The organism is Streptomyces sp. NPDC047085 (assembly GCF_040643735.1).
In the GTDB taxonomy this organism is placed as follows: Bacteria; Actinomycetota; Actinomycetes; order Streptomycetales; family Streptomycetaceae; genus Streptomyces.
The window spans coordinates 419,815-438,391 of sequence record NZ_JBEYUW010000005.1 but is presented as its reverse complement, the minus strand read 5'-3'; the positions used below and the strand labels follow the sequence as shown (position 1 = coordinate 438,391).

General features: G+C 70.2%; 19 protein-coding genes and 1 tRNA gene. 14 read left to right on the top strand and 6 right to left on the bottom strand.

Annotated elements, in window-relative coordinates; translation table 11 throughout:
* Nucleotides 1–6: 6 nt before the first annotated feature.
* Nucleotides 7–1,002 (bottom strand): SMI1/KNR4 family protein, encoded by a 996-nt coding sequence (locus tag ABZ865_RS20705; RefSeq protein ID WP_361232001.1) that lies wholly within the window; start codon nucleotides 1,000–1,002, stop codon nucleotides 7–9.
* A gap of 348 nt (nucleotides 1,003–1,350) precedes the next feature.
* Between ABZ865_RS20705 and ABZ865_RS20700 the strand changes: the two genes are divergently transcribed.
* Both ABZ865_RS20700 and ABZ865_RS20695 read left to right on the top strand, forming a co-directional pair.
* Nucleotides 1,351–1,866: a YwqJ-related putative deaminase gene (locus tag ABZ865_RS20700; RefSeq protein WP_361231999.1), complete on the top strand. Its 516-nt coding sequence runs from the start codon at nucleotides 1,351–1,353 to the stop codon at nucleotides 1,864–1,866.
* A gap of 128 nt (nucleotides 1,867–1,994) precedes the next feature.
* The gene (locus tag ABZ865_RS20695; RefSeq protein ID WP_361231997.1) at nucleotides 1,995–2,489 is read left to right on the top strand and encodes an SUKH-3 domain-containing protein; all 495 of its coding nucleotides are present in this window, start codon (nucleotides 1,995–1,997) and stop codon (nucleotides 2,487–2,489) included.
* Between the two features lie 69 nt (nucleotides 2,490–2,558).
* Here the strand turns inward: ABZ865_RS20695 and ABZ865_RS20690 are convergent, their stop codons facing one another.
* Entirely contained in the window at nucleotides 2,559–3,881 is a 1,323-nt protein-coding gene (locus ABZ865_RS20690; protein ID WP_361231995.1) for a histidine kinase, read from the bottom strand.
* A 168-nt stretch (nucleotides 3,882–4,049) separates the two neighbouring features.
* On the opposite strand from ABZ865_RS20690, the gene ABZ865_RS20685 reads away from it, so the two are divergent.
* The 8 genes from ABZ865_RS20685 to ABZ865_RS20650 all read left to right on the top strand — a co-directional run bounded on the left by ABZ865_RS20685 (nucleotide 4,050) and on the right by ABZ865_RS20650 (nucleotide 10,577).
* On the top strand, nucleotides 4,050–4,910 hold the full coding sequence (locus ABZ865_RS20685) for a hypothetical protein (protein WP_361231993.1): 861 nt from the start codon (nucleotides 4,050–4,052) through the stop codon (nucleotides 4,908–4,910).
* A 14-nt stretch (nucleotides 4,911–4,924) separates the two neighbouring features.
* Nucleotides 4,925–4,997, top strand: a tRNA-Gln gene (locus ABZ865_RS20680).
* A gap of 128 nt (nucleotides 4,998–5,125) precedes the next feature.
* Entirely contained in the window at nucleotides 5,126–6,574 is a 1,449-nt protein-coding gene (gene glmU / locus ABZ865_RS20675) for a bifunctional UDP-N-acetylglucosamine diphosphorylase/glucosamine-1-phosphate N-acetyltransferase GlmU (RefSeq protein ID WP_361231991.1), read from the top strand.
* Between the two features lie 139 nt (nucleotides 6,575–6,713).
* Nucleotides 6,714–7,694: a ribose-phosphate diphosphokinase gene (locus ABZ865_RS20670; protein ID WP_361231989.1), complete on the top strand. Its 981-nt coding sequence runs from the start codon at nucleotides 6,714–6,716 to the stop codon at nucleotides 7,692–7,694.
* Between the two features lie 208 nt (nucleotides 7,695–7,902).
* Nucleotides 7,903–8,502: a 50S ribosomal protein L25/general stress protein Ctc gene (locus ABZ865_RS20665; RefSeq protein ID WP_361231987.1), complete on the top strand. Its 600-nt coding sequence runs from the start codon at nucleotides 7,903–7,905 to the stop codon at nucleotides 8,500–8,502.
* Between the two features lie 92 nt (nucleotides 8,503–8,594).
* Nucleotides 8,595–9,197: an aminoacyl-tRNA hydrolase gene (gene pth, locus ABZ865_RS20660; RefSeq protein ID WP_361231985.1), complete on the top strand. Its 603-nt coding sequence runs from the start codon at nucleotides 8,595–8,597 to the stop codon at nucleotides 9,195–9,197.
* Nucleotides 9,198–9,249: 52 nt separating this feature from the next.
* Nucleotides 9,250–9,753: a hypothetical protein gene (locus tag ABZ865_RS20655; protein WP_361231983.1), complete on the top strand. Its 504-nt coding sequence runs from the start codon at nucleotides 9,250–9,252 to the stop codon at nucleotides 9,751–9,753.
* Between the two features lie 137 nt (nucleotides 9,754–9,890).
* Nucleotides 9,891–10,577, top strand: a complete 687-nt coding sequence (locus ABZ865_RS20650; protein WP_361231981.1) for an LPXTG cell wall anchor domain-containing protein — start codon at nucleotides 9,891–9,893, stop codon at nucleotides 10,575–10,577.
* 69 nt (nucleotides 10,578–10,646) lie between these two features.
* On the opposite strand, the gene ppc is transcribed toward ABZ865_RS20650, so the two are convergent.
* Nucleotides 10,647–13,379, bottom strand: a complete 2,733-nt coding sequence (gene ppc / locus ABZ865_RS20645) for a phosphoenolpyruvate carboxylase (protein ID WP_361231979.1) — start codon at nucleotides 13,377–13,379, stop codon at nucleotides 10,647–10,649.
* Between the two features lie 307 nt (nucleotides 13,380–13,686).
* Between ppc and ABZ865_RS20640 the strand changes: the two genes are divergently transcribed.
* Complete coding sequence (locus ABZ865_RS20640) at nucleotides 13,687–14,694, top strand: fatty acid desaturase (RefSeq protein ID WP_361231977.1); 1,008 nt, start codon at nucleotides 13,687–13,689, stop codon at nucleotides 14,692–14,694.
* On the top strand, nucleotides 14,691–15,368 hold the full coding sequence (locus ABZ865_RS20635) for a TetR/AcrR family transcriptional regulator (protein ID WP_361231975.1): 678 nt from the start codon (nucleotides 14,691–14,693) through the stop codon (nucleotides 15,366–15,368). Before ABZ865_RS20640 ends, ABZ865_RS20635 begins: the two co-directional genes overlap by 4 nt.
* On the opposite strand, the gene ABZ865_RS20630 is transcribed toward ABZ865_RS20635, so the two are convergent.
* Nucleotides 15,365–15,727, bottom strand: coding sequence for a glyoxalase (locus ABZ865_RS20630; protein ID WP_361231973.1), 363 nt, complete (start codon nucleotides 15,725–15,727; stop codon nucleotides 15,365–15,367). The two genes, ABZ865_RS20635 and ABZ865_RS20630, sit on opposite strands and share 4 nt — an antisense overlap.
* 2 nt (nucleotides 15,728–15,729) lie before the next feature.
* Nucleotides 15,730–16,542, bottom strand: a complete 813-nt coding sequence (locus ABZ865_RS20625; RefSeq protein ID WP_361231971.1) for a trans-aconitate 2-methyltransferase — start codon at nucleotides 16,540–16,542, stop codon at nucleotides 15,730–15,732.
* Between the two features lie 104 nt (nucleotides 16,543–16,646).
* Here ABZ865_RS20625 and tamR point away from each other — a divergent pair, with 104 nt between their 5' ends.
* The gene (gene tamR / locus ABZ865_RS20620; protein ID WP_361231969.1) at nucleotides 16,647–17,144 is read left to right on the top strand and encodes a MarR family transcriptional regulator TamR; all 498 of its coding nucleotides are present in this window, start codon (nucleotides 16,647–16,649) and stop codon (nucleotides 17,142–17,144) included.
* Here the strand turns inward: tamR and ABZ865_RS20615 are convergent.
* The gene (locus tag ABZ865_RS20615; RefSeq protein WP_361231967.1) at nucleotides 17,103–17,876 is read right to left on the bottom strand and encodes a response regulator transcription factor; all 774 of its coding nucleotides are present in this window, start codon (nucleotides 17,874–17,876) and stop codon (nucleotides 17,103–17,105) included. The two genes, tamR and ABZ865_RS20615, sit on opposite strands and share 42 nt — an antisense overlap.
* Nucleotides 17,877–18,116: 240 nt before the next feature.
* Between ABZ865_RS20615 and ABZ865_RS20610 the strand changes: the two genes are divergently transcribed.
* A complete protein-coding gene (locus ABZ865_RS20610) occupies nucleotides 18,117–18,572 on the top strand; it encodes an N-acetyltransferase (RefSeq protein ID WP_361231965.1) in 456 nt (151 codons plus the stop codon).
* Nucleotides 18,573–18,577 lie beyond the last annotated feature (5 nt).

Here is an 18,577-nt window from a genome sequence, read left to right as displayed (position 1 = left end):
CGAAGCTCACTCCCCCACCGACGCCGTGGACACCGGGACGGCGCGCGCGAAGCCGCCGTCCACCATCAGGTTCGCCACCGTCTCCAGCTCCGGCGGATCGCCGGCCAGCCGCGACAGGAACGCGTCGAAGTCGTCACCGCACGGCAGCAACAACCGCTCCACCCGCTCCGCGGGCGACCACGACGGATCCACGTCCCGCACGTCGTCGTACGCGCAGAACCACACCGAACCGGCCCGCTCGCCGCGCACCTTCACCGCGAGCAGACCACCCTGCACGAACGCGACGCCCAGGTAATCCTTCGTCAGATGGTCACGCAGACACTTGTTCACATACACGAGGTCGTTGACCGCCGCCTCGTCCCGCACCGTGAAGAACGGCTGGTCCAGCAGCAGCCCCAACTGGGCGTCCAGCGCGGCACCCACCGGCGCGCACCCGCCCGCCGCCTTCAGGAACGTGCGGTAGGCACCCGGCAGGCGATAGCCGAGATCCTCCTCGACGCCCTGCACCTGCGACTCCGTCACCGCCACACCGGACTTCGGCAGCCCGAAGTGCGCCGGACGCGTCTCGTTCAACGGCCGCGTACCGCGCTTGGCATGGTCCACCGACGCCGTCGCCACACCGCCGTGATGCCGCAGCAACGCCTTCACCTCGACCGGAACCAGCTCCAGCCGCCGCGTGCCCGCCACGTGATGCCACGTCCAGCCGTGCGGCGTCGCCACATCCGGCACCGTGTCCCACAACTCGTGACCCGACGCCGCCAGCGCCGCGTTCGCGGACACGTAGTCCGTCAGCCGCAACTCGTCGACGCCGAAACCCTCCGGCGGCTCGGCGATCTCCGCCGCCGCGCGCGCGTAGGGCGCGAAATCGGGGTAACCGCGCTCGTCGACCCGTACCCCTCTGGGGTGACGCGCCGCCCGCACCGGATCCGGGAAATGCACGACCTGCCCGGCATAGGCCGCGTTCGGCGGCGCGGCTTGCTGCCCGAGCCGACCTGTCGTCATGGCGGTTGCCCCCTGCGGCACTCTGTACGAGCCGACACCGCGCCCTGTCCGGCGCGCCCCGACCCGTATCCGACTGTCTCTCCAACGTCACCGACGCATTGACCGCGCCCATCGCGGTGCCGACAGCCTATGCGGTACGCGCACCCCGGTCACCGGCCCACCGGCCCCCTCCCCACGTCCACCCCACCTCCACCCTCTCTCCACTCCACCCCCTCCGTGACCAGCCGTCACCCCACCGTGACAGCCAGCTCGGACCCTGGCGTGTCGCACCGCCCCAGCTTCCGCACCAGCCACGGCATTTGGCACTCTGTGTCCTTCGGGGGGATGCCCGGGGAGGGGAAGACGATCATGAACACGATGCAGACCGGAGGTAGTGACGTGCGGGCCGGCGACCCTCGCATCGGCTGGAGCGGCACCGACACAGCCCCCGCCCCGACCCTGCTGCACCGCCGCGACGGCATCCTGCCCACCGTCGCCGCCGCCCTCTCCGTCCGCGGCGCCACCCTCACCGGCACCGCCGCCCGCGGCGACCACCCCCCGCCGCTGCACCCCCTCGTCCAGGACTTCCTCGACACCCTCACCAGCACGCAACGCGACCGCTTCACCGGCCGCTGCGCCGAGACCATCCTCATCTCCCGGCACATCGCCGCCGCCGACGCCGCCCGCAGCAAACGTGCCGCCCGCAAACCCATGACCAACGGCGAGGCGCGCAAAACTCTCAAACAGGCCAAGCTCACCGCCCGCCGTATACGCGAGGACGGCGACCCGCTGCACGGCAGCTTCGCCACGCCCTGCCGGGCCTGCACCGCCCTCAGCGCCCACTTCGGCGTCCGCATCGTCGACCCCGCCACAGCCGACGACTAGCACCCCGGCCGACCCGGCTCCCCCTCCGGCGTCTGGTCCCGCCAGGACCCCGGCCCGCCAGGACCCGTATCCGGATCCCCGAACCACCCAGTCACCACGAATCACGACGATCGACGATCGAAGGGCAGATGCACCCCGACCGCGCCTCGACCACCCGCTTCCCCGTCCCCGTCGACGCCGCCCTGCGCGCAGCCGGCTGGCAACCAGGACGCTGGGACATAAAGCAGGCCGAAATCTGGGCCGACACCCTCCGCGAGCACACCTCACCGGCCGGGCACCGCCACACCGTCTTCCCCGCCGCCGTCGAGGCCTGGGCCGAATTCGGCGGCCTGCGCGTCACCCCCACCGGCACCGGCCGTCAGGTCGCCCCCGCTGCCCTCCACCTCGACCCGCTGCACGGACTCCACCTCGCCCGCACCCTGGGCGACCTCGGCCGCGCCCTCGGCACCGAGATCAGCCCCCTCGGCGAGGAGACCGACACCGCCGCCCTCCTCGCCATCGACAGCGAGGGCCGCGTCTACACCGTCGACCACACCGGCGACTGGTACGTCGGCCCCACCATCGACCACGCCCTGACCAGCCTCATCGCCGGCACCGAACCCGTACGCCTCACCGTGGCCTGACCCACCGCCCCGCCTGACCCACCGCCTGGCCTGACCCACCGCCCCGGCCTGCGCCGACGGAATCACCGCCTACGCCGCCGGAATCACCGCCGACACCCGGAAACCCCCCGCATCCGTCGGCCCCGACACGAACACACCGCCCAGCGCCACGACCCGCTCCCGCATCCCCACCAGGCCATTGCCGCCCGACGGCAACCGCGCCGCCGACGCCGACCCCGGCTCCTGCGGCGGCTCGTTCTCCACCTGCATCGCGATCTCCGCCCGCCGATGCGCCAGCCGCACATGCGTCTTCGCACCCGCCGCGTGCTTGTGGACGTTCGTCAGCGCCTCCTGCACCACCCGGTACGCCGTCTGCTCGACCGCCGCCGCGTACGAACGCACCTCACCCTCGACCGTCAGACGCACGACCATTCCGGCCGCCTCCGACTGCCCGATCAGCTCCTCCAGCTCCGACAGACACGGCCCGTCCGCGCCCGCCTCGGCCGCCTCCTCGGCATCCGCCCGCGACGCCGCCTCGGCCGCAGCCAGCCCCACCGCGGCCAACGGCACCGACGCCGAACGCCGGTCCACACCGTCCCCCGCCCGCAGCACGCCGAGCATCTCCCGCAGCTCGGTCAACGCCTGCCGGCCCATGTCCCCCACCAGCGCCGCGTTCTTCACGGCCTTCTCGGGGTCCTTCCGCGCCACCGCCTGCAACGCCGCCGCGTGCACCACCATCAGGCTCACCCGATGCGCGACCACGTCGTGCATCTCACGCGCGATCCGCGTCCGCTCCTCGTTCCGCGCCCACTCGGCACGCTCCTCCGCCCGCTCCGCGAGCAACTGGAGCTCCCGCTCCAGACTGTCCGCCCGCTCCCGCAGGCTCTCCATCAGCCGGCGCCGCGCACCCACGTACAGACCGAGCAGCAACGGCGGAGCCGTCAGTCCGAGGGACGTCGTGATCGAAGCGAAGGGGACGAACCAGTCGCCGAGGGTCAAGTCCCCCCGCGCCATGTCCTGCCGCACCCGCACGAACGTCACGATCATCGTGCCCAGCAACGACATCCCCGCGAGCGCCACGATGATCCGCCGCGGCAGCTCGCACGCCGCCAGCGTGTACAGGCCGACGATGCCCATCAGGAAGCCCATCTGGGCCGGCGTGATCGCGATGGCGACCAGCACGACGGCGATCGGCCACTTCCGGCGCAGCAGCAGCATCGAACCGGCGATCAGCCCGAAGACGATCCCCAGGGACACCGGAATACCCGCGTCCCGGGCGAACGGAATGCCCTCCGCTCCGCACTCCACGGCGGACACCAGCGCGAGGCTCCCGTCGAGCACCGCACTGCGCCACCTGGCCCACCACCACGGGCCGGTCAGGCCCCTGGCATGGTCTTCCCCCGTCGTGGTCATGCCCTCCAGCGTACGGGCGCGGGCAACGGCATTTCCGGTGACTTTCGCCTACTGGCCTGGACCACACTCCGTAACCGGACGAACTCGAAACCCACCGGAATCCCTCGAACTGCTGAACCCCCTCCCGTTCGACCCTGGAACGCGGCGTTCCGGCCGGACGGTATGCGTATGACACATGCACCTGGCAAATACGCCGACTTCGAGGGCCTACGGAAGCAGGCGGTCGCCCTGCGCCGGGCCGGCTACAGCCTCCGGCAGATCCGGGACGAACTGAAGATCTTCAACAACGACATCCTCAACCAGCTGGTGAAGGGGGAACCGCCACCTGAGTGGACCAAGCGGCCGAGGGCCAAGGACGATCTGCGGGAGAGGGCACGGGAGCTGCGGCTGCAGGGATGGACGTACGACCAGATCGAGGCGGAGCTGGGCTGCTCACGAAGCTCGGTGTCGCTGTGGGTGCGGGATCTGCCGAGGCCCGAACCTCGGTACACGCCGGAAGAGCAGCGAGCACTCATGCATGAGGGGCTTGCAAAGCGCCGCGCTGCAGAGCACGAGAAGCGCAAGGAGTCGAAGATCGCAGCCCTCAAGGACATCGGAGAACTGACGGACCGCGAACTGTTCATGGCGGGGGTCGCGCTCTATTGGGCGGAAGGCTCGAAGAGCAAGCCGTACGACCGACGCGAGCGAGCGGTCTTCGTGAACAGCGACCCGGGCGTGATCCGTACCTACCTCGCATGGCTGGACCTGCTCGATGTGGACCGGAAGCGCCTGACCTTCCGCGTACTCATCCATGAGTCGGCGGACGTCGAGGCAGCCCACCGCTACTGGGCCGCCGTCGCCGACGTGGATGTGTCGGTCTTCGCCAAACCGACCCTGAAGAGGCACAACCCCAAAACAGTCCGCAAGAACACCGGTGACGACTACCACGGTTGCCTGGTCATCGTCGTCTCCCGGAGTGCCCACTTGTACAACCGCATCGAAGGCTGGTGGAGCGGAATCGTGGCCCAGGCGCAGGCACGTCTCGGGTAAGGTCTGAAGCGCTGTCCCCCGTGGTGTAACTGGCAGCACACTGGTTTTTGGTACCAGCAGGACAAGGTTCGAATCCTTGCGGGGGAGCCCACAGCACACAAGAGCCAGGCTCGGGCCCTGACCTCACCGTCAGGGCCCGCACTCATACCGCCCGAAACTCCCCCCGGTATCCTTCGGCTGTCACCCCCACCCATCCAGAGCCGAAGGGCAACCCCGTGAGCGCCATTCGCCCGGCAGCCGTCGTCGTTCTTGCAGCGGGTGAGGGCACCCGTATGAAGTCGGCCACACCGAAGGTCCTGCACGAGATCTGCGGCCGTTCCCTGGTCGGTCATGTGCTGGCCTCGGCCCGTGAGTTGGACCCCGCGAACCTGGTGGTCGTGGTGGGCCACGCCCGGGAGCAGGTCACCGAGCACCTGACGGCGATCGACCCGGGTGTGCGCACGGCCGTGCAGGCGCAGCAGAACGGGACGGGGCACGCCGTTCGGATGGCGCTGGAGGAGCTGGGCGGGTCCGTCGACGGGACCGTGGTGGTCGTGTGCGGTGACACCCCCCTCCTCACCGGGGAGACGCTCGCGCACCTCGCCGCCACCCATCACGCCGACGGCAACGCCGTGACCGTCCTCACCGCCGAGGTTCCGGACGCCACCGGGTACGGCCGGATCGTGCGGGACGAGGCGACCGGTGCCGTGACGGCGATCGTGGAGCACAAGGACGCGACGGACGTGCAGCGGGCGATCCGGGAGATCAACAGCGGGGTGTTCGCGTTCGACGGGCAGTTGCTGGCGGACGCGCTGAAGAAGGTGCGGACGGACAACAGCCAGGGTGAGGAGTACCTGACGGACGTGCTCGGGATCCTGCGGGAGGCCGGGCACCGGGTGGGTGCTTCCGTGGCCGCCGACCACCGGGAGATCGCGGGGATCAACAACCGGGTGCAGCTGGCCGAGGCGCGGCGCACCCTCAACGACCGGCTTCTCACGCGCGCGATGCTCGACGGCGTGACCGTGGTCGACCCGGCCTCCACCTGGGTGGATGTGACGGTGACGTTCGAGCAGGACGCCGTGGTGCATCCGAACACGCTGCTGACGGGGTCGACGCAGCTGGGTGAGGGTGCCGAGGTGGGTCCGAACTGCCGGCTGAAGGACACCCGGGTGGGTGCGGGGGCGCGGGTGGACAACACGGTGTCGGACGGGGCGCGGATCGGTGAGCGGGCGTCCGTGGGGCCGTTCGCGTATCTGCGGCCCGGTACGCGGCTCGGGGTCAAGTCCAAGGTCGGTACGTACGTGGAGACGAAGAACGCGTCGATCGGCGAGGGCACGAAGGTTCCGCATCTGTCGTACGTGGGGGACGCCACGATCGGCGAATACTCGAACATCGGTGCGGCGAGTGTGTTCGTGAACTACGACGGCCAGGAGAAGCACCACACGACGATCGGGTCGCACTGCCGGACCGGTTCGGACAACATGTTTGTGGCTCCTGTCACGGTCGGGGACGGTGCGTACACCGCCGCCGGGTCCGTGATCACGAAGGACGTACCGCCCGGTTCGCTGGCCGTGGCCCGTGGTCAGCAGCGGAATATCGAGGGTTGGGTGGCTCGGAAGCGCCCTGGGAGTGCGGCCGCGAAGGCGGCCGAGGCGGCGTCCGGGCAGGGCGGGAGCGAGGGCTGATCGGAAACGGGTGCGCCAAACACGGCGTACCGTGATAAGTGCACACCCGCACCCCTACCAGCTGATACGGCCTCTCATGCCCAGCCGAGAGGTCGCCGAGCAGCCGGCTTGGCTGAGACACCTCTGAGGAGACAGTGCTGTGACCGGGATCAAGACGACCGGCGAGAAGAAGTTGATGTTCTTCTCCGGCCGCGCCCACCCCGAGCTTGCCGAGGAGGTCGCCCAGCAGCTGGGTGTCGGGGTCGTCCCGACGAAGGCCTTCGACTTCGCGAACGGCGAGATCTACGTCCGGTATCAGGAGTCGGCGCGTGGTGCCGACTGTTTCGTGATCCAGAGCCACACGGCTCCGATCAACCAGTGGATCATGGAGCAGCTGATCATGATCGACGCGCTGAAGCGTGCGTCGGCCCGCTCCATCACGGTGATTGTGCCGTTCTACGGTTACGCGCGGCAGGACAAGAAGCACCGTGGTCGTGAACCGATTTCGGCGCGTCTGATCGCGGATCTGATGAAGACCGCGGGTGCGGACCGGATCCTGACGGTGGATCTGCACACGGATCAGATCCAGGGCTTCTTCGACGGCCCGGTGGATCACCTGTTCGCGCTGCCGCTGCTGGCGGACTATGTGGGCGCGAAGGTGGACCGGGACAAGCTGACGGTGGTGTCTCCGGACGCGGGGCGTGTGCGGGTGGCGGACCGGTGGTGCGACCGGCTCGGTGCGCCGCTGGCGATCGTGCACAAGCGGCGCGACAAGGACGTGGCGAACCAGGTGACGGTCCACGAGGTCGTGGGCGAGGTCAAGGGTCGTGTGTGTGTCCTGGTGGACGACATGATCGACACGGGTGGCACGATCTGCGCGGCGGCGGACGCGCTGTTCGCGCACGGTGCGGAGGACGTCATCGTCACGGCCACGCACGGTGTGCTGTCCGGCCCGGCCGCGGACCGGCTGAAGAACTCGCGGGTGAGTGAGTTCGTGTTCACGAACACGCTGCCGACGCCGGGTGAGCTGGCTGCGGATCTGGACAAGATCAAGGTGCTGTCGATCGCTCCGACGATCGCGAGCGCGGTGCGTGAGGTGTTCGAGGACGGTTCGGTGACGAGCCTGTTCGACGAGCAGTGAGGTTTCTGCGGCCCCGCCGGCCTGGTTCGGTGCGGTAGCCGAAGATCCTTTTGAGTGCGGCCTCCCGGTCCGAGTAGACTGCTTCAGTTGCTCGGCGAGGGAGGCCGTACGCGTGTGTACGGCGGTCCGTTATCGACGCGCTCTTCGTAGCAGGCCGTTCGTGGCCGGGTGACCACGTCCGTTCGAGTTTCTACGAGGAGTGATCCACATGTCCGAGGTGAAGATCAGCGCCGAGTCGCGCACCGAGTTCGGCAAGGGTGCCGCCCGTCGTATCCGCCGTGAGAACAAGGTTCCCGGTGTGCTGTACGGCCACGGTTCCGAGCCGCTGCACCTGACCCTGCCGGGCCACGACCTGCTGCTGGCGCTGCGCACGCCGAACGTCCTGATCTCCCTGGACATCGACGGCAAGACCAACGAGCTGGCGATCCCGAAGGCCGTGCAGCGCGACGCCATCAAGGGCTTCCTCGAGCACGTCGACCTGCTGCTGGTCAAGCGCGGCGAGAAGGTCACGGTCGAGGTTCCGGTCGTCGCCGAGGGCGAGCTGGCCCCGGGCGGCAACCTGCTGGAGCACGTCCTGAACGCGCTGCCGGTCGAGGCCGAGGCCACGCACATCCCCGAGGCGTTCACGGTGTCCGTGGAGGGCCTGGCGGCCGGTGCCTCCGTCCTCGCCAAGGACGTCGCGCTGCCGTCCGGTGTCTCGCTGGCCGTCGAGGAGGACGCGGTCGTCCTTCAGGTCCTGCAGGCGCAGGTCGAGGAGGCCGTGGAGGGCGAAGCGGCCGCCGAGGGCGAAGAGGCCGCCGAGGCCTGATCCTCGTCGTCATCGTTTGGTCAGCCGCTGTTCCCGTCCGGGGCAGCGGCTGGCGCATATCAAGGACGCCTGTCAGGGCGTATCAAGGAGACATGGACGTGACCACCCCCGCAAGCGCACCCTGGCTCGTCGTCGGGCTCGGCAACCCCGGGCCGGAGTACGCCATGAACCGGCACAATGTCGGGTTCATGGTGGTGGATCTGCTCGCGGAGCGGATCGGGGGGAAGTTCAAGCGGGCCGGGAAGGCTCAGGCGCAGGTGCTGGAGGGCCGGATCGGTCCCGTGGGTCCCGCGAACCGTCGTGTCGTCCTCGCGAAGCCGATGTCGTACATGAACCTGTCCGGCGGTCCGGTGAACGCGCTGCGGGACTTCTACAAGGTGCCGGTGGCGAACATCGTGGCGATCCATGACGAGCTGGACATCGACTACGGCACGCTGCGGCTGAAGCTGGGCGGCGGTGACAACGGGCACAACGGTCTGAAGTCGATGACGAAGGCGATGGGCGCGGACTACCACCGGGTGCGGTTCGGGATCGGCCGGCCGCCGGGGCGGATGCAGGTCGCGGACTTCGTGCTGAAGGACTTCTCGTCGGCGGAGCGCAAGGAGCTGGACTACTTCGTGGACCGGGCGGCGGACGCGGTGGAGTGTCTGGTGTCGGAGGGGCTGGAGCGGGCGCAGAGCGCGTACAACTCCTGACTTGTCCGCCCATGCGGTGCACCGGAGTTGACCGGCCCGGCCGGGATGGCCAATGATCCCGGCCATGCCTGCCACAGCCACCACTGCTCGCCAGGCCTCCGTGACCGCGTTGCGGTTCGGGCGGGTCGCGGCGATGGGTGCGGTCGCCGCGTTGATCCTGTTCGCCGGGGTGTGGGGTTCCTGGGGGACCGCGCAGCACGTGATGCTGACCAAGGGGCGTGAGCGCGGCATGGTCCGGGTGACGGACTGTACGCACGAGGTGTGCAGCGGGCCGTTCACGCCGGGGTCCGAGGGGGCGCGGGCGCGCGGGCGGGTGGAGATCGCGAAGACGGTCGCGGTGCGCGAGGGTCAGACGTACGACGTGGTCCTGAAGCCCGGCACGGCGGACGCGGTGCGTTCGGGGCCGGCCGGGATCCTGTACGCGTGGCTGCCGCTGGCCGGCGCGCTGGTGCTGGCCTCGGTGGTGGTCGCGGGCGGGATGCGGTTGTCGCGGGTGGCGTGGGTGCTGGCGGTGTCGGGGGTTGCGCTGCTGACGGCGGCTTTCGTGACTCTGTGAGGGGTTGGGGCGTTCTTCACGTCTGTGAGGGGTCAGGGTGTTGCCTGTTCGTGATTGACCGGCGACCTGGCGGAGCTCGAAGCTGTAGCGCCCCCTCCACATCTTCCCCGTTCGCCACTCGAAGATGGACCAACCCCATGCGTACCCTCTTCCGCGCCGGCGCGCTGACCGCCGGTGTTTCGGCGGCGCTGCTGTGTGCCCCCGTCGCTCATGCGACGGCTCCCGGCGACAACGGCACCGTCAAGATCCACGATGCCCGAACCGGCGAGGAACTGCGCCGGAACGAGCCGCACGTGTGCACGTTCTACCTGGACGCCTTCGGCTTCGACGGCGGGCAGCAGGTCGACTGGCACATCGAGGCCTGGGCGCCGACGGCCGCCACGAAGGGTGAGACCGTGAAGTCCGGTGCTCTCACCCTGGACGCGGACGGCCATGGCCGTACCGAGGACATGTCGCTGTCGGACGGACACTACAAGCTGTTCTGGAACTTCGAGGGCGAGAAGGGCGCCGCCAAGCACAAGGTGTTCTGGACGGACTGCTCGGACTCGCAGGGCGGAGGTGGCGGCTCGGAGTCCTCCGCGCCGTCCGCTTCGGAGTCGGCCTCCCCGTCGTCCCCGTCCTCTTCGTCGCCCTCGTCCGGTACGGCGCCCAGCGCGGCCGTCTCGCAGACTCCGGGCTCCTCCCCGTCCGCTCAGGGAGAGGGCGGCGACCTCGCCGAGACCGGCAACGGTGCTCCGGTGGGCCTGCTGTCGGCCGGGGCTGCGGCGCTGGTCGGCGTGGGCGGCTACCTGGTGGCCCGCCGCCGGAAGGCCCAGCGCGGCTGAGGCCGGCGCGTACGCGAGGGTGCCCCCGGGGTCGTGGACCCCGGGGGCACCTTTGTTGTGTCGTGGCTGTCAGCCGGTGTTGCGCAGGCCCGCCGCGACGCCGTTGACGGTCAGGAGCAGCGCGCGGGAGAGCAGCGGGTCCGGCTCGGCGCCCGCGACGGCCTCGTCGCGCTGGCGCTTGAGGAGGGTGACCTGGAGGTAGGAGATGGGGTCCAGGTAGGCGTCGCGGATGGTGAAGGTCTGCTTGAGGTCGGGCTGGGCGTCCAGCAGTTCCTTCTCGCCGGTGACGCGCAGCACCTCGCGGACGGTCAGCTCGTGCTCGGCCTTGATGGTGTCGAAGACGTGCTTGAGCTCGTCGGGGACGAGGGTGTCGACGTAGTGCTGGGCGATGCGCAGGTCGGTCTTCGCGAGGGTCATCTCGACGTTGGAGATGAAGTTGCGGAAGAAGTGCCACTGTTCGTGCATCTCGGCGAGGACCGTGTCCAGGCCCGCCTCGCGCAGGGCCTTGAGGCCGGAGCCGACGCCGAACCAGCCGGGGACGATCTGCCGGGACTGGGTCCAGCCGAACACCCACGGGATGGCGCGCAGGCCGTCGAGGCCGGCGCCGGAGTCGGGCCGGCGCGAGGGCCGGGAGCCGAGGTGCAGGTCGGCGAGCTGGTCCACCGGCGTGGAGGCGAAGAAGTACGACGGCAGGTCGGGGTCCTCGACGAGCCTGCGGTAGGCGGAGTGGGCGGCGTCGGAGACGACGTCCATGGCGGCGTCCCAGCGGGCGAGGGCCTCGTCGGACTGGCGGGGGGCGGTGTGCAGGGCGGAGGCCTGCAGAGTGGCCGCGACGGTCAGTTCGAGGTTCTCCCGGGCGAGGGACGGGATGAGGTACTTGTCGGAGATGACCTCGCCCTGTTCGGTGACCTTGATCTCGCCCTCCAGTGTGCCCCAGGGCTGGGCGAGGATGGCGTCGTGGGAGGGGCCGCCGCCGCGGCCGACAGTGCCGCCGCGGCCGTGGAAGAGGCGCAGCCGGACGCCGTAGCGGTGGGCGACGTCGCGCAGGCGGCGCTGGGCGCGGTGGATCTCCCACTGGCTGGTGGTGATGCCGCCGAACTTGGAGGAGTCGCTGTAGCCGAGCATGACCTCCTGGACGTCGCCGCGCAGCGCGACGAGGCGCCGGTAGGACGGGTCGGAGAGCATGTCCTCGAGGATGGTGTCGGCGGCGCGCAGTTCGTCGGTGGTCTCCAGCAGGGGGACGATGCCGATCCTGGCCCAGCCGGCGTGGAGGTCGACGAGGCCGGCCTCGCGGGCGAGGACGGTGGCGGCGAAGACGTCGTCGGCGCCCTGGCACATGGAGATGATGTACGACTCGATGACCTCGGGGCCGAAGACCTCCAGGGCCTTCTTGACCGTCTGGAAGACGCCGAGGGTCTTGGCGCCGGCCGCGTCGACGGGTGCGGGGGTGGGGGCGAGCGGCCTGCGGGAGCGCAGCTCCTTGGCGAGGAGCTTGGCCCGGTACGCGCGGGGCATGTCGGCGTAGCACCAGGATTCCTCGCCGAGGCGGTCGAAGAGCTGGCCGAGGGCGTGGTGGTGGGCGTCGGCGTGTTCGCGGACGTCCATGGTGGCGAGCTGGAGGCCGAAGGCGGCCAGCGTGCGGATGGTGCGGGCGAGGCGGCCGTCGGCGAGGAGGGCGCCGCGGTGTTCGCGCAGGGAGGTCTGGATGATCCGCAGGTCGCCGAGGAGCTCGCTGGTGCCGAGGTAGTCGCGGCCTGCCTCGTGCGGGGTGCCCGTGGCGAGGCGCTGCTTGGTGTTGACCAGCTTCTGCCGGATGCAGGTGGCCTTGAGCCGGTAGGGCTCCTCGGCGTTGAGGCGCTTGTAGCGGGGGCTGATCTCCGGGAGGCGTTCCAGGTCGTCCTGGAGGGACTGCAGGAGTTCGACGGTGGCGCCGGTGTAGCGGATGGAGTTGGAGAGCAGTCCGCGCAGTTCGTCGATCATCTCCAGGGCGTCGTTGATGCCGTGTTCGTGCTGGAGGATGAGGACGTCCCAGGTGACCTGGGGGGTGACGTTGGGGTTGCCGTCGCGGTCGCCGCCGATCCAGGTGCCGAAGGTGAGGGGGCGGGTGTCGTCGGGGAGCTTGACGCCGACGCGCTCGAGTTCGGCGGTGAGGTCCTCCAGGACGTCGCCGACGGCTTCGGCGTGGAGTTCGTCGAGGTAGTAGATGGCGTTGCGGGCCTCGTCGGCGGGTTCGGGGCGGACGACGCGGAGTTCGTCGGTCTGCCAGACGAGGTCGATGTTCTCGGCGAGGCGGACGTCGTGGCGACGGCGGTCGGAGGTGAGGACGGGGGCTTCCAGGAGCGCGGCGATGCGCCGGAGCTTGTTGAGGACGGACCGGCGCGCGGCCTCGGTGGGGTGTGCCGTGAACACCGGTCGAACGTTGAGGTGGCGGACGGCCTGCCGGAGGTGTTCGGGGTCGGCGTCCTTGAGGCGGTCGGCGGTGCGCGCGAGGAGGCCGCCCTCGGCGGCGCGGCGGGCCCGCAGCTCGCGGCCTCGGTGCACCTGCTCGGTGACGTTGGCCAGGTGGAAGTAGGTGGAGAAGGCGCGGACCAGCTTGGCGGCGGTCTCCAGCTCCGTGCCGCGCAGCAGTTCGGCGGCGGCCTCGCCGTCCTCGCGGGTGAGACGGCGGACCTTCTCGACGAGGTCGAGGAGCTCGGGGCCTTCCTGCCGTACGAGGGTCTCGCCCAGGAGGTCGCCGAGGCGTCGGATGTCGGCGCGCAGCTCGCTGCTGGTCGTGGTGGTCTGGTCGTCGGCACTGCTCACAGGTGCGGCTCCTTGCAGTGTTGAAGCTCGTCTGGGAGGGAACCCGACGCACCATCCGTCACGCGGTTGGTGCCGCATGCGGGCCGGAGCGTCCGGGAAGGATTCAGAGCGGACCGCGCTGTCCGACCGACTTCAAGGATAGGTGTCCGGGTGGACGCGCAGGTTCTCGGGCTCTTGCCGCGGGACGACACGCTGCCATACTTACGACGCCGTAGGTTACGGAGCCGTAGGGAAGTACCGTTCGACTCCCGCCCGGTCCCGGCGGCCCGGCACCCCGCCCCGACCCTCGACCCCACAGGGGACGCGCATGACCTCCAGTTCCAATGTGATCGACGAAGCCCGTAAGGCCCCCGACACAGCCGCTCCCTCCGCCACGCTGGGCGGCGAGCAGAAGGGTTCGATCGAACAGATCACCCTGCTCCTGTTCATCGTCGTGCCGTTCCTGGCGCTGGTGGCGGCCGTGCCGCTGGCCTGGGGCTGGGGGGTGAGCTGGCTCGACATGGGCCTGCTGGTGTTCTTCTACTTCCTCGGCTGCCATGGCATCACGATCGGTTTCCACCGGTACTTCACCCATGGTTCGTTCAAGGCGAAGCGGCCTTTGCGGATCGCGTTGGCGATCATGGGGTCGCTGGCGGTCGAGGGGCCGCTGGTGCGCTGGGTGGCCGATCACCGCAAGCACCACAAGTTCTCCGACGCGGAGGGCGACCCGCACTCGCCGTGGCGGTTCGGGGAGACGGTGCCGGCGCTGATGAAGGGCCTGTGGTGGGCCCATATCGGCTGGATGTTCGACGAGGAGCAGACTCCACAGGACAAGTACGCCCCGGATCTGATCAAGGACCCGGCGATCCGGGCGATCTCCCGGCAGTTCGTGCTGTGGACGGCCCTGTCGCTGGCGCTGCCGCCGCTGATCGGTGGTCTGGTGACGATGTCCTGGTGGGGCGCGTTCACCGCGTTCTTCTGGGGTTCACTCGTACGAGTGGCACTGCTGCACCATGTGACGTGGTCGATCAACTCGATCTGTCACGCGGTGGGCAAGCGGCCGTTCAAGTCGCGGGACCGTTCGGGCAATGTGTGGTGGCTGGCGGTGCTGTCCTGCGGGGAGTCCTGGCACAACCTGCACCACGCCGACCCGACGTCCGCGCGGCACGGTGTGGAGCGCGGGCAGATCGACTCCTCGGCGCGGTTCATCCGCTGGTTCGAGATGCTCGGCTGGGCGTACGACGTGCGCTGGCCGTCACGCTCGCGTATCGATTCGCGCCGCAACACCGGTGAAGGCGACTCCCGGAGCGGGAAGGCGGCCGCCGAGGCGGCATGATTGACGCCGTGGCGACCGACTCCAGCAGCACTCCGAGCAACGACAAGCAGCGGCGGACCCGCCGGACCCGTATGACCGGCGCCGAGCGCCGCCAGCAGTTGCTGGAGATCGGTCGCACCCTCTTCGCGGCGAAGGGCTTCGAGGGCACCTCGGTGGAGGAGATCGCGGCGAAGGCCGGGGTCTCCAAGCCGGTGGTGTACGAGCACTTCGGCGGCAAGGAAGGGCTGTACGCGGTGGTGGTGGACCGCGAGATGCGCCGCCTGCTGGACATGGTCACCAGCTCGCTGACGGCCGGCCACCCGCGGGAGCTGTGCGAGCAGGCCGCCTTCGCTCTCCTGGACTACATCGAGGAGTACACGGACGGTTTCCGCATCCTGGTCCGTGACTCGCCCATCCCCCAGTCGACGGGGTCCTTCGCCTCGCTCATCTCGGACATCGCCACCCAGGTGGAGGACATCCTGGGCCGTGAGTTCAAGTCGCGCGGCTTCGACCCGAAGCTGGCCCCCCTGTACGCCCAGGCCCTGGTCGGCATGGTCGCGCTGACCGGCCAGTGGTGGCTGGACGTGCGCCGCCCGAAGAAGGCGGAGGTCGCCGCCCATCTGGTGAACCTGGCGTGGCACGGCCTGGACGGCCTGGAGCAGAAGCCGCGGCTGATAGGGCACCGGAAGTCCTAGGGGGTGGGCTCCAGGAACTCCAGGCGGTTGCCGACCGGGTCCTCGGAGTAGAAGCGCAGGTGACCGGGGAGATTGTCGTCCCAGGTGACCTTCGCGCCCTTCGCGGTGAGCCGGGCGGCGTACGCCTCGATCCCCGTCACCCGCAGCCCGGGGTGGGCCTTCCTCGCCGGACGGAAGTCTTGCTCGATCCCCAGGTGCAGCTGGACGGGTCCGGCCTGGAACCAGCAGCCGCCGCGTGCGGCAAGCACGGGTGGCTTGGGGATCTCGGTCATCCCCAGGACGTCGACGTAGTACGACCGCAGCGCGTCCTCCGAGCCGGGCGGGGCCGCCAGCTGGACGTGGTCGACGGCGGCGAGCATCCTCAGGCCTCCTTCACGGCGACGGCGAACAGCCGGCGGAAGGGCATGACCGTGCCGTAGGGGGCGCTCGAGTAGGCCTCGCGGAGCAGGTCCCGGTATTCGGTGAGGAACGCGTCCCGCGCCTCGGGGTCGTCGGCGAGCGCGGTCAGGGCGGGCCGCAGGCCGGTGCCCTTCACCCAGTCGAGGACCGGGTCCTCGCCCTCCAGGACGTGGAAGTACGTCGTCTGCCACACATCGGTGGCGCAGCCGAGGCGGGCGAGACGGTCCAGGTAGGCGCCGGGGGTGTGGACGGAGTCCGTGCGACGCAGGACGTCGGCGAGGCGGGACTTCCAGCGGGGGGTGACCGCGAGGTCGCGCATCAGGGCGTGCAGCGGGGCGTCGATGTTGTCGGGGACCTGGAAGGCGAGGGTGCCGCCGGGCTTGAGGGCGGCGATCCAGTCCGGGAAGCGGTCGGCGTGGCCCGGTACCCACTGGAGGGTGGCGTTGGAGACGATCAGGTCGTGCGGCTCGTCGGGGGTCCAGGTGCGGGCGTCGGCGTGGGCGAAGTCGAGGCGGCCGCCGCCCGCCGTGGGGCCCTCGTGCTCGACGTGGGCCTTGTCGAGCATCTCGGGCGAGTTGTCGTAGCCGGTGATGTGGGCGGTGGGCCAGCGTGCGGCGAGCAGGACGGTGACGTTGCCGGGGCCGCAGCCGAGGTCGGCGATGCGCGGCCGGTCGCCGGGGAGGCCGGGGACGCGGGCGAGGAGGTCGGCGAAGGGGCGGGCGCGGTGGCCGGCGTGGCGGAGGTACTGGGCGGGGTCCCAGGTGGGTGTCGTCATGTCAGGTACTTTCCCCGCCCAATTATCTCGATGTCAAGAGACTTGAGAGCGAGAGACTTGAAATCAAGAGACTTCATGTCGACACAACCACTACACTGATCTCCATGGAGGACGAGGTCGATCGGCTGGTCGCAGCATGGCGCCGGGAGCGCCCGGACCTCGACGTGGAGCCGCTCGAGGTGCTCAGCCGGGTGAGCAGGCTGGCCCGGCACCTCGACCGCGCACGCCGGCTCGCCTTTGCCGAGCACCAGCTCGAACCCTGGGAGTTCGACGTACTGACCGCGCTGCGGCGCGCGGGAACGCCGTACCAGCTCTCCCCCGGACAGCTGCTCACCCAGACCCTGGTCACCTCGGGCACCATGACCAACCGGATCGACCGGCTCGCGAAGAAGGGCCTGGTCGAGCGGCTGCCCGACCCGAGCGACCGGCGGGGCGTGCTGGTCCGGCTGACCGACACCGGCCGGGACCGCGCGGACCAGGCGCTGGCCGGTCTGCTGGAGCAGGAGCGGGCGATCCTCGCCGAGCTGTCCCGCGCCCAGCGGACCGAACTGGCCGCGCTGCTACGCCAGTTGACCGCCCCGTTCGACAACATCCCCGGCTAGCGGCAGGTCCGCCGGACCCACCCCGGCCCGCCGGGCGAGCGCCACGGCCGCGAGCGTCGAGTGGACGCCCAGCTTGCCGAGGACGTTCTGCATGTGGGTGCGCACGGTGTGCGGGGACAGGTACAGCCGCTCGGCGACGGCCTTGCGGCCCAGGCCCGCGACCATGCAGCGCAGCACCTCCAGCTCGCGCGGGGTCAGCGACTCCACCAGCCGCTCGCTCTCGGTGCGGTGCTTGCGCGCGGCCGTCAGCTCCTTGAGGACGCCGGTGAGCAGCGCGGGCGGCAGATGGGTCTCGTCGCGCAGCACGCCCCGGATCACGGTCAGCAGCCGGGACAGCGAGCAGTCCTTGGCGACCCAGCCGGAGGCGCCGGCGCCCAGCGCGAGGGCCGCGCGCCGGGGGTCGTCCTTCTCGGCGAGCACCACGGTCCGCACCCCGGGCTGGGCCGCGCGCACGCCCGCGACCAGCGAGATCCCGTCGACCAGACCCTCCTCGTTGCCCTCCTGGACGGGCACGGCCGGCCGTATGCCGGGCAGGGTGCCGCCCAGGTCGGCGTCGACGAGGAGCACGTCGTAGCGGCGGCCCTCGGCGGCGGCGCGCTCCAGGCAGCGCAGCGCGGCCGGGCCGCTGCCCGCGGCGGAGACGTCGACGTCGGGCTCGGCCGCCAGGGCGGCGGCGAGCGACTCGGCGAAGATGCGGTGGTCGTCGACGACCAGGACTCGGATACGAACCACGAAACCCCCACTGGTCCGGTGAGCGGAGATCCGGCACAGGTACGACGCCCAGGGGTGGCCGGAACCGCACGGCCGCCGCCATGCAGAGACTGCTACCCCCACCGCGGGCGTCGTACCCGACTGTCTCGCCCCCTGATCAGTACCGGCCCCCACCGGTACTGCCCCTCAGAGTACGGCTGGGCGCCGACAGCGGAAGGCTCTTTGCAGAACTGGCCGTTCGACACGTTTAAGGTGTGGCGCATGTTTCGTATCGAGGCAGAAGTCGACAAGGAACGACGCGATCTTCTCCGTTCCCGTCTCCGCGACACGAACACCGCGGCGTCCCCGGTCCTGCGCGCCCTGCGCGGCACCCCGGGCGAACGGGAACTCCCCCTCCATGTCTGGGCGTCCGACGAGTCCGGTGCGCTGGCCGGCGGCCTGGTCGGTCACACCTGGGCGACCTGGCTGCACGTGACCTACCTCTGGGTCGACCCCCGCCACCGCGGCACGGGCCTCGGCTCGGCCCTCCTCACCCACGCCGAACACCTGGCCCACACCGAACGCGGCTGCCTCGCCGCCCGCCTGGAGACCTGGGACTTCCAAGCCCCGGAGTTCTACCGCAAGCAGGGCTACGACGTGGTGTGCGTGATCCCCGACTACCCGCCGGGAATCACGGAGTACACACTGACGAAGCGGTTCGGCGGACCGAGGGGCTGACGGAG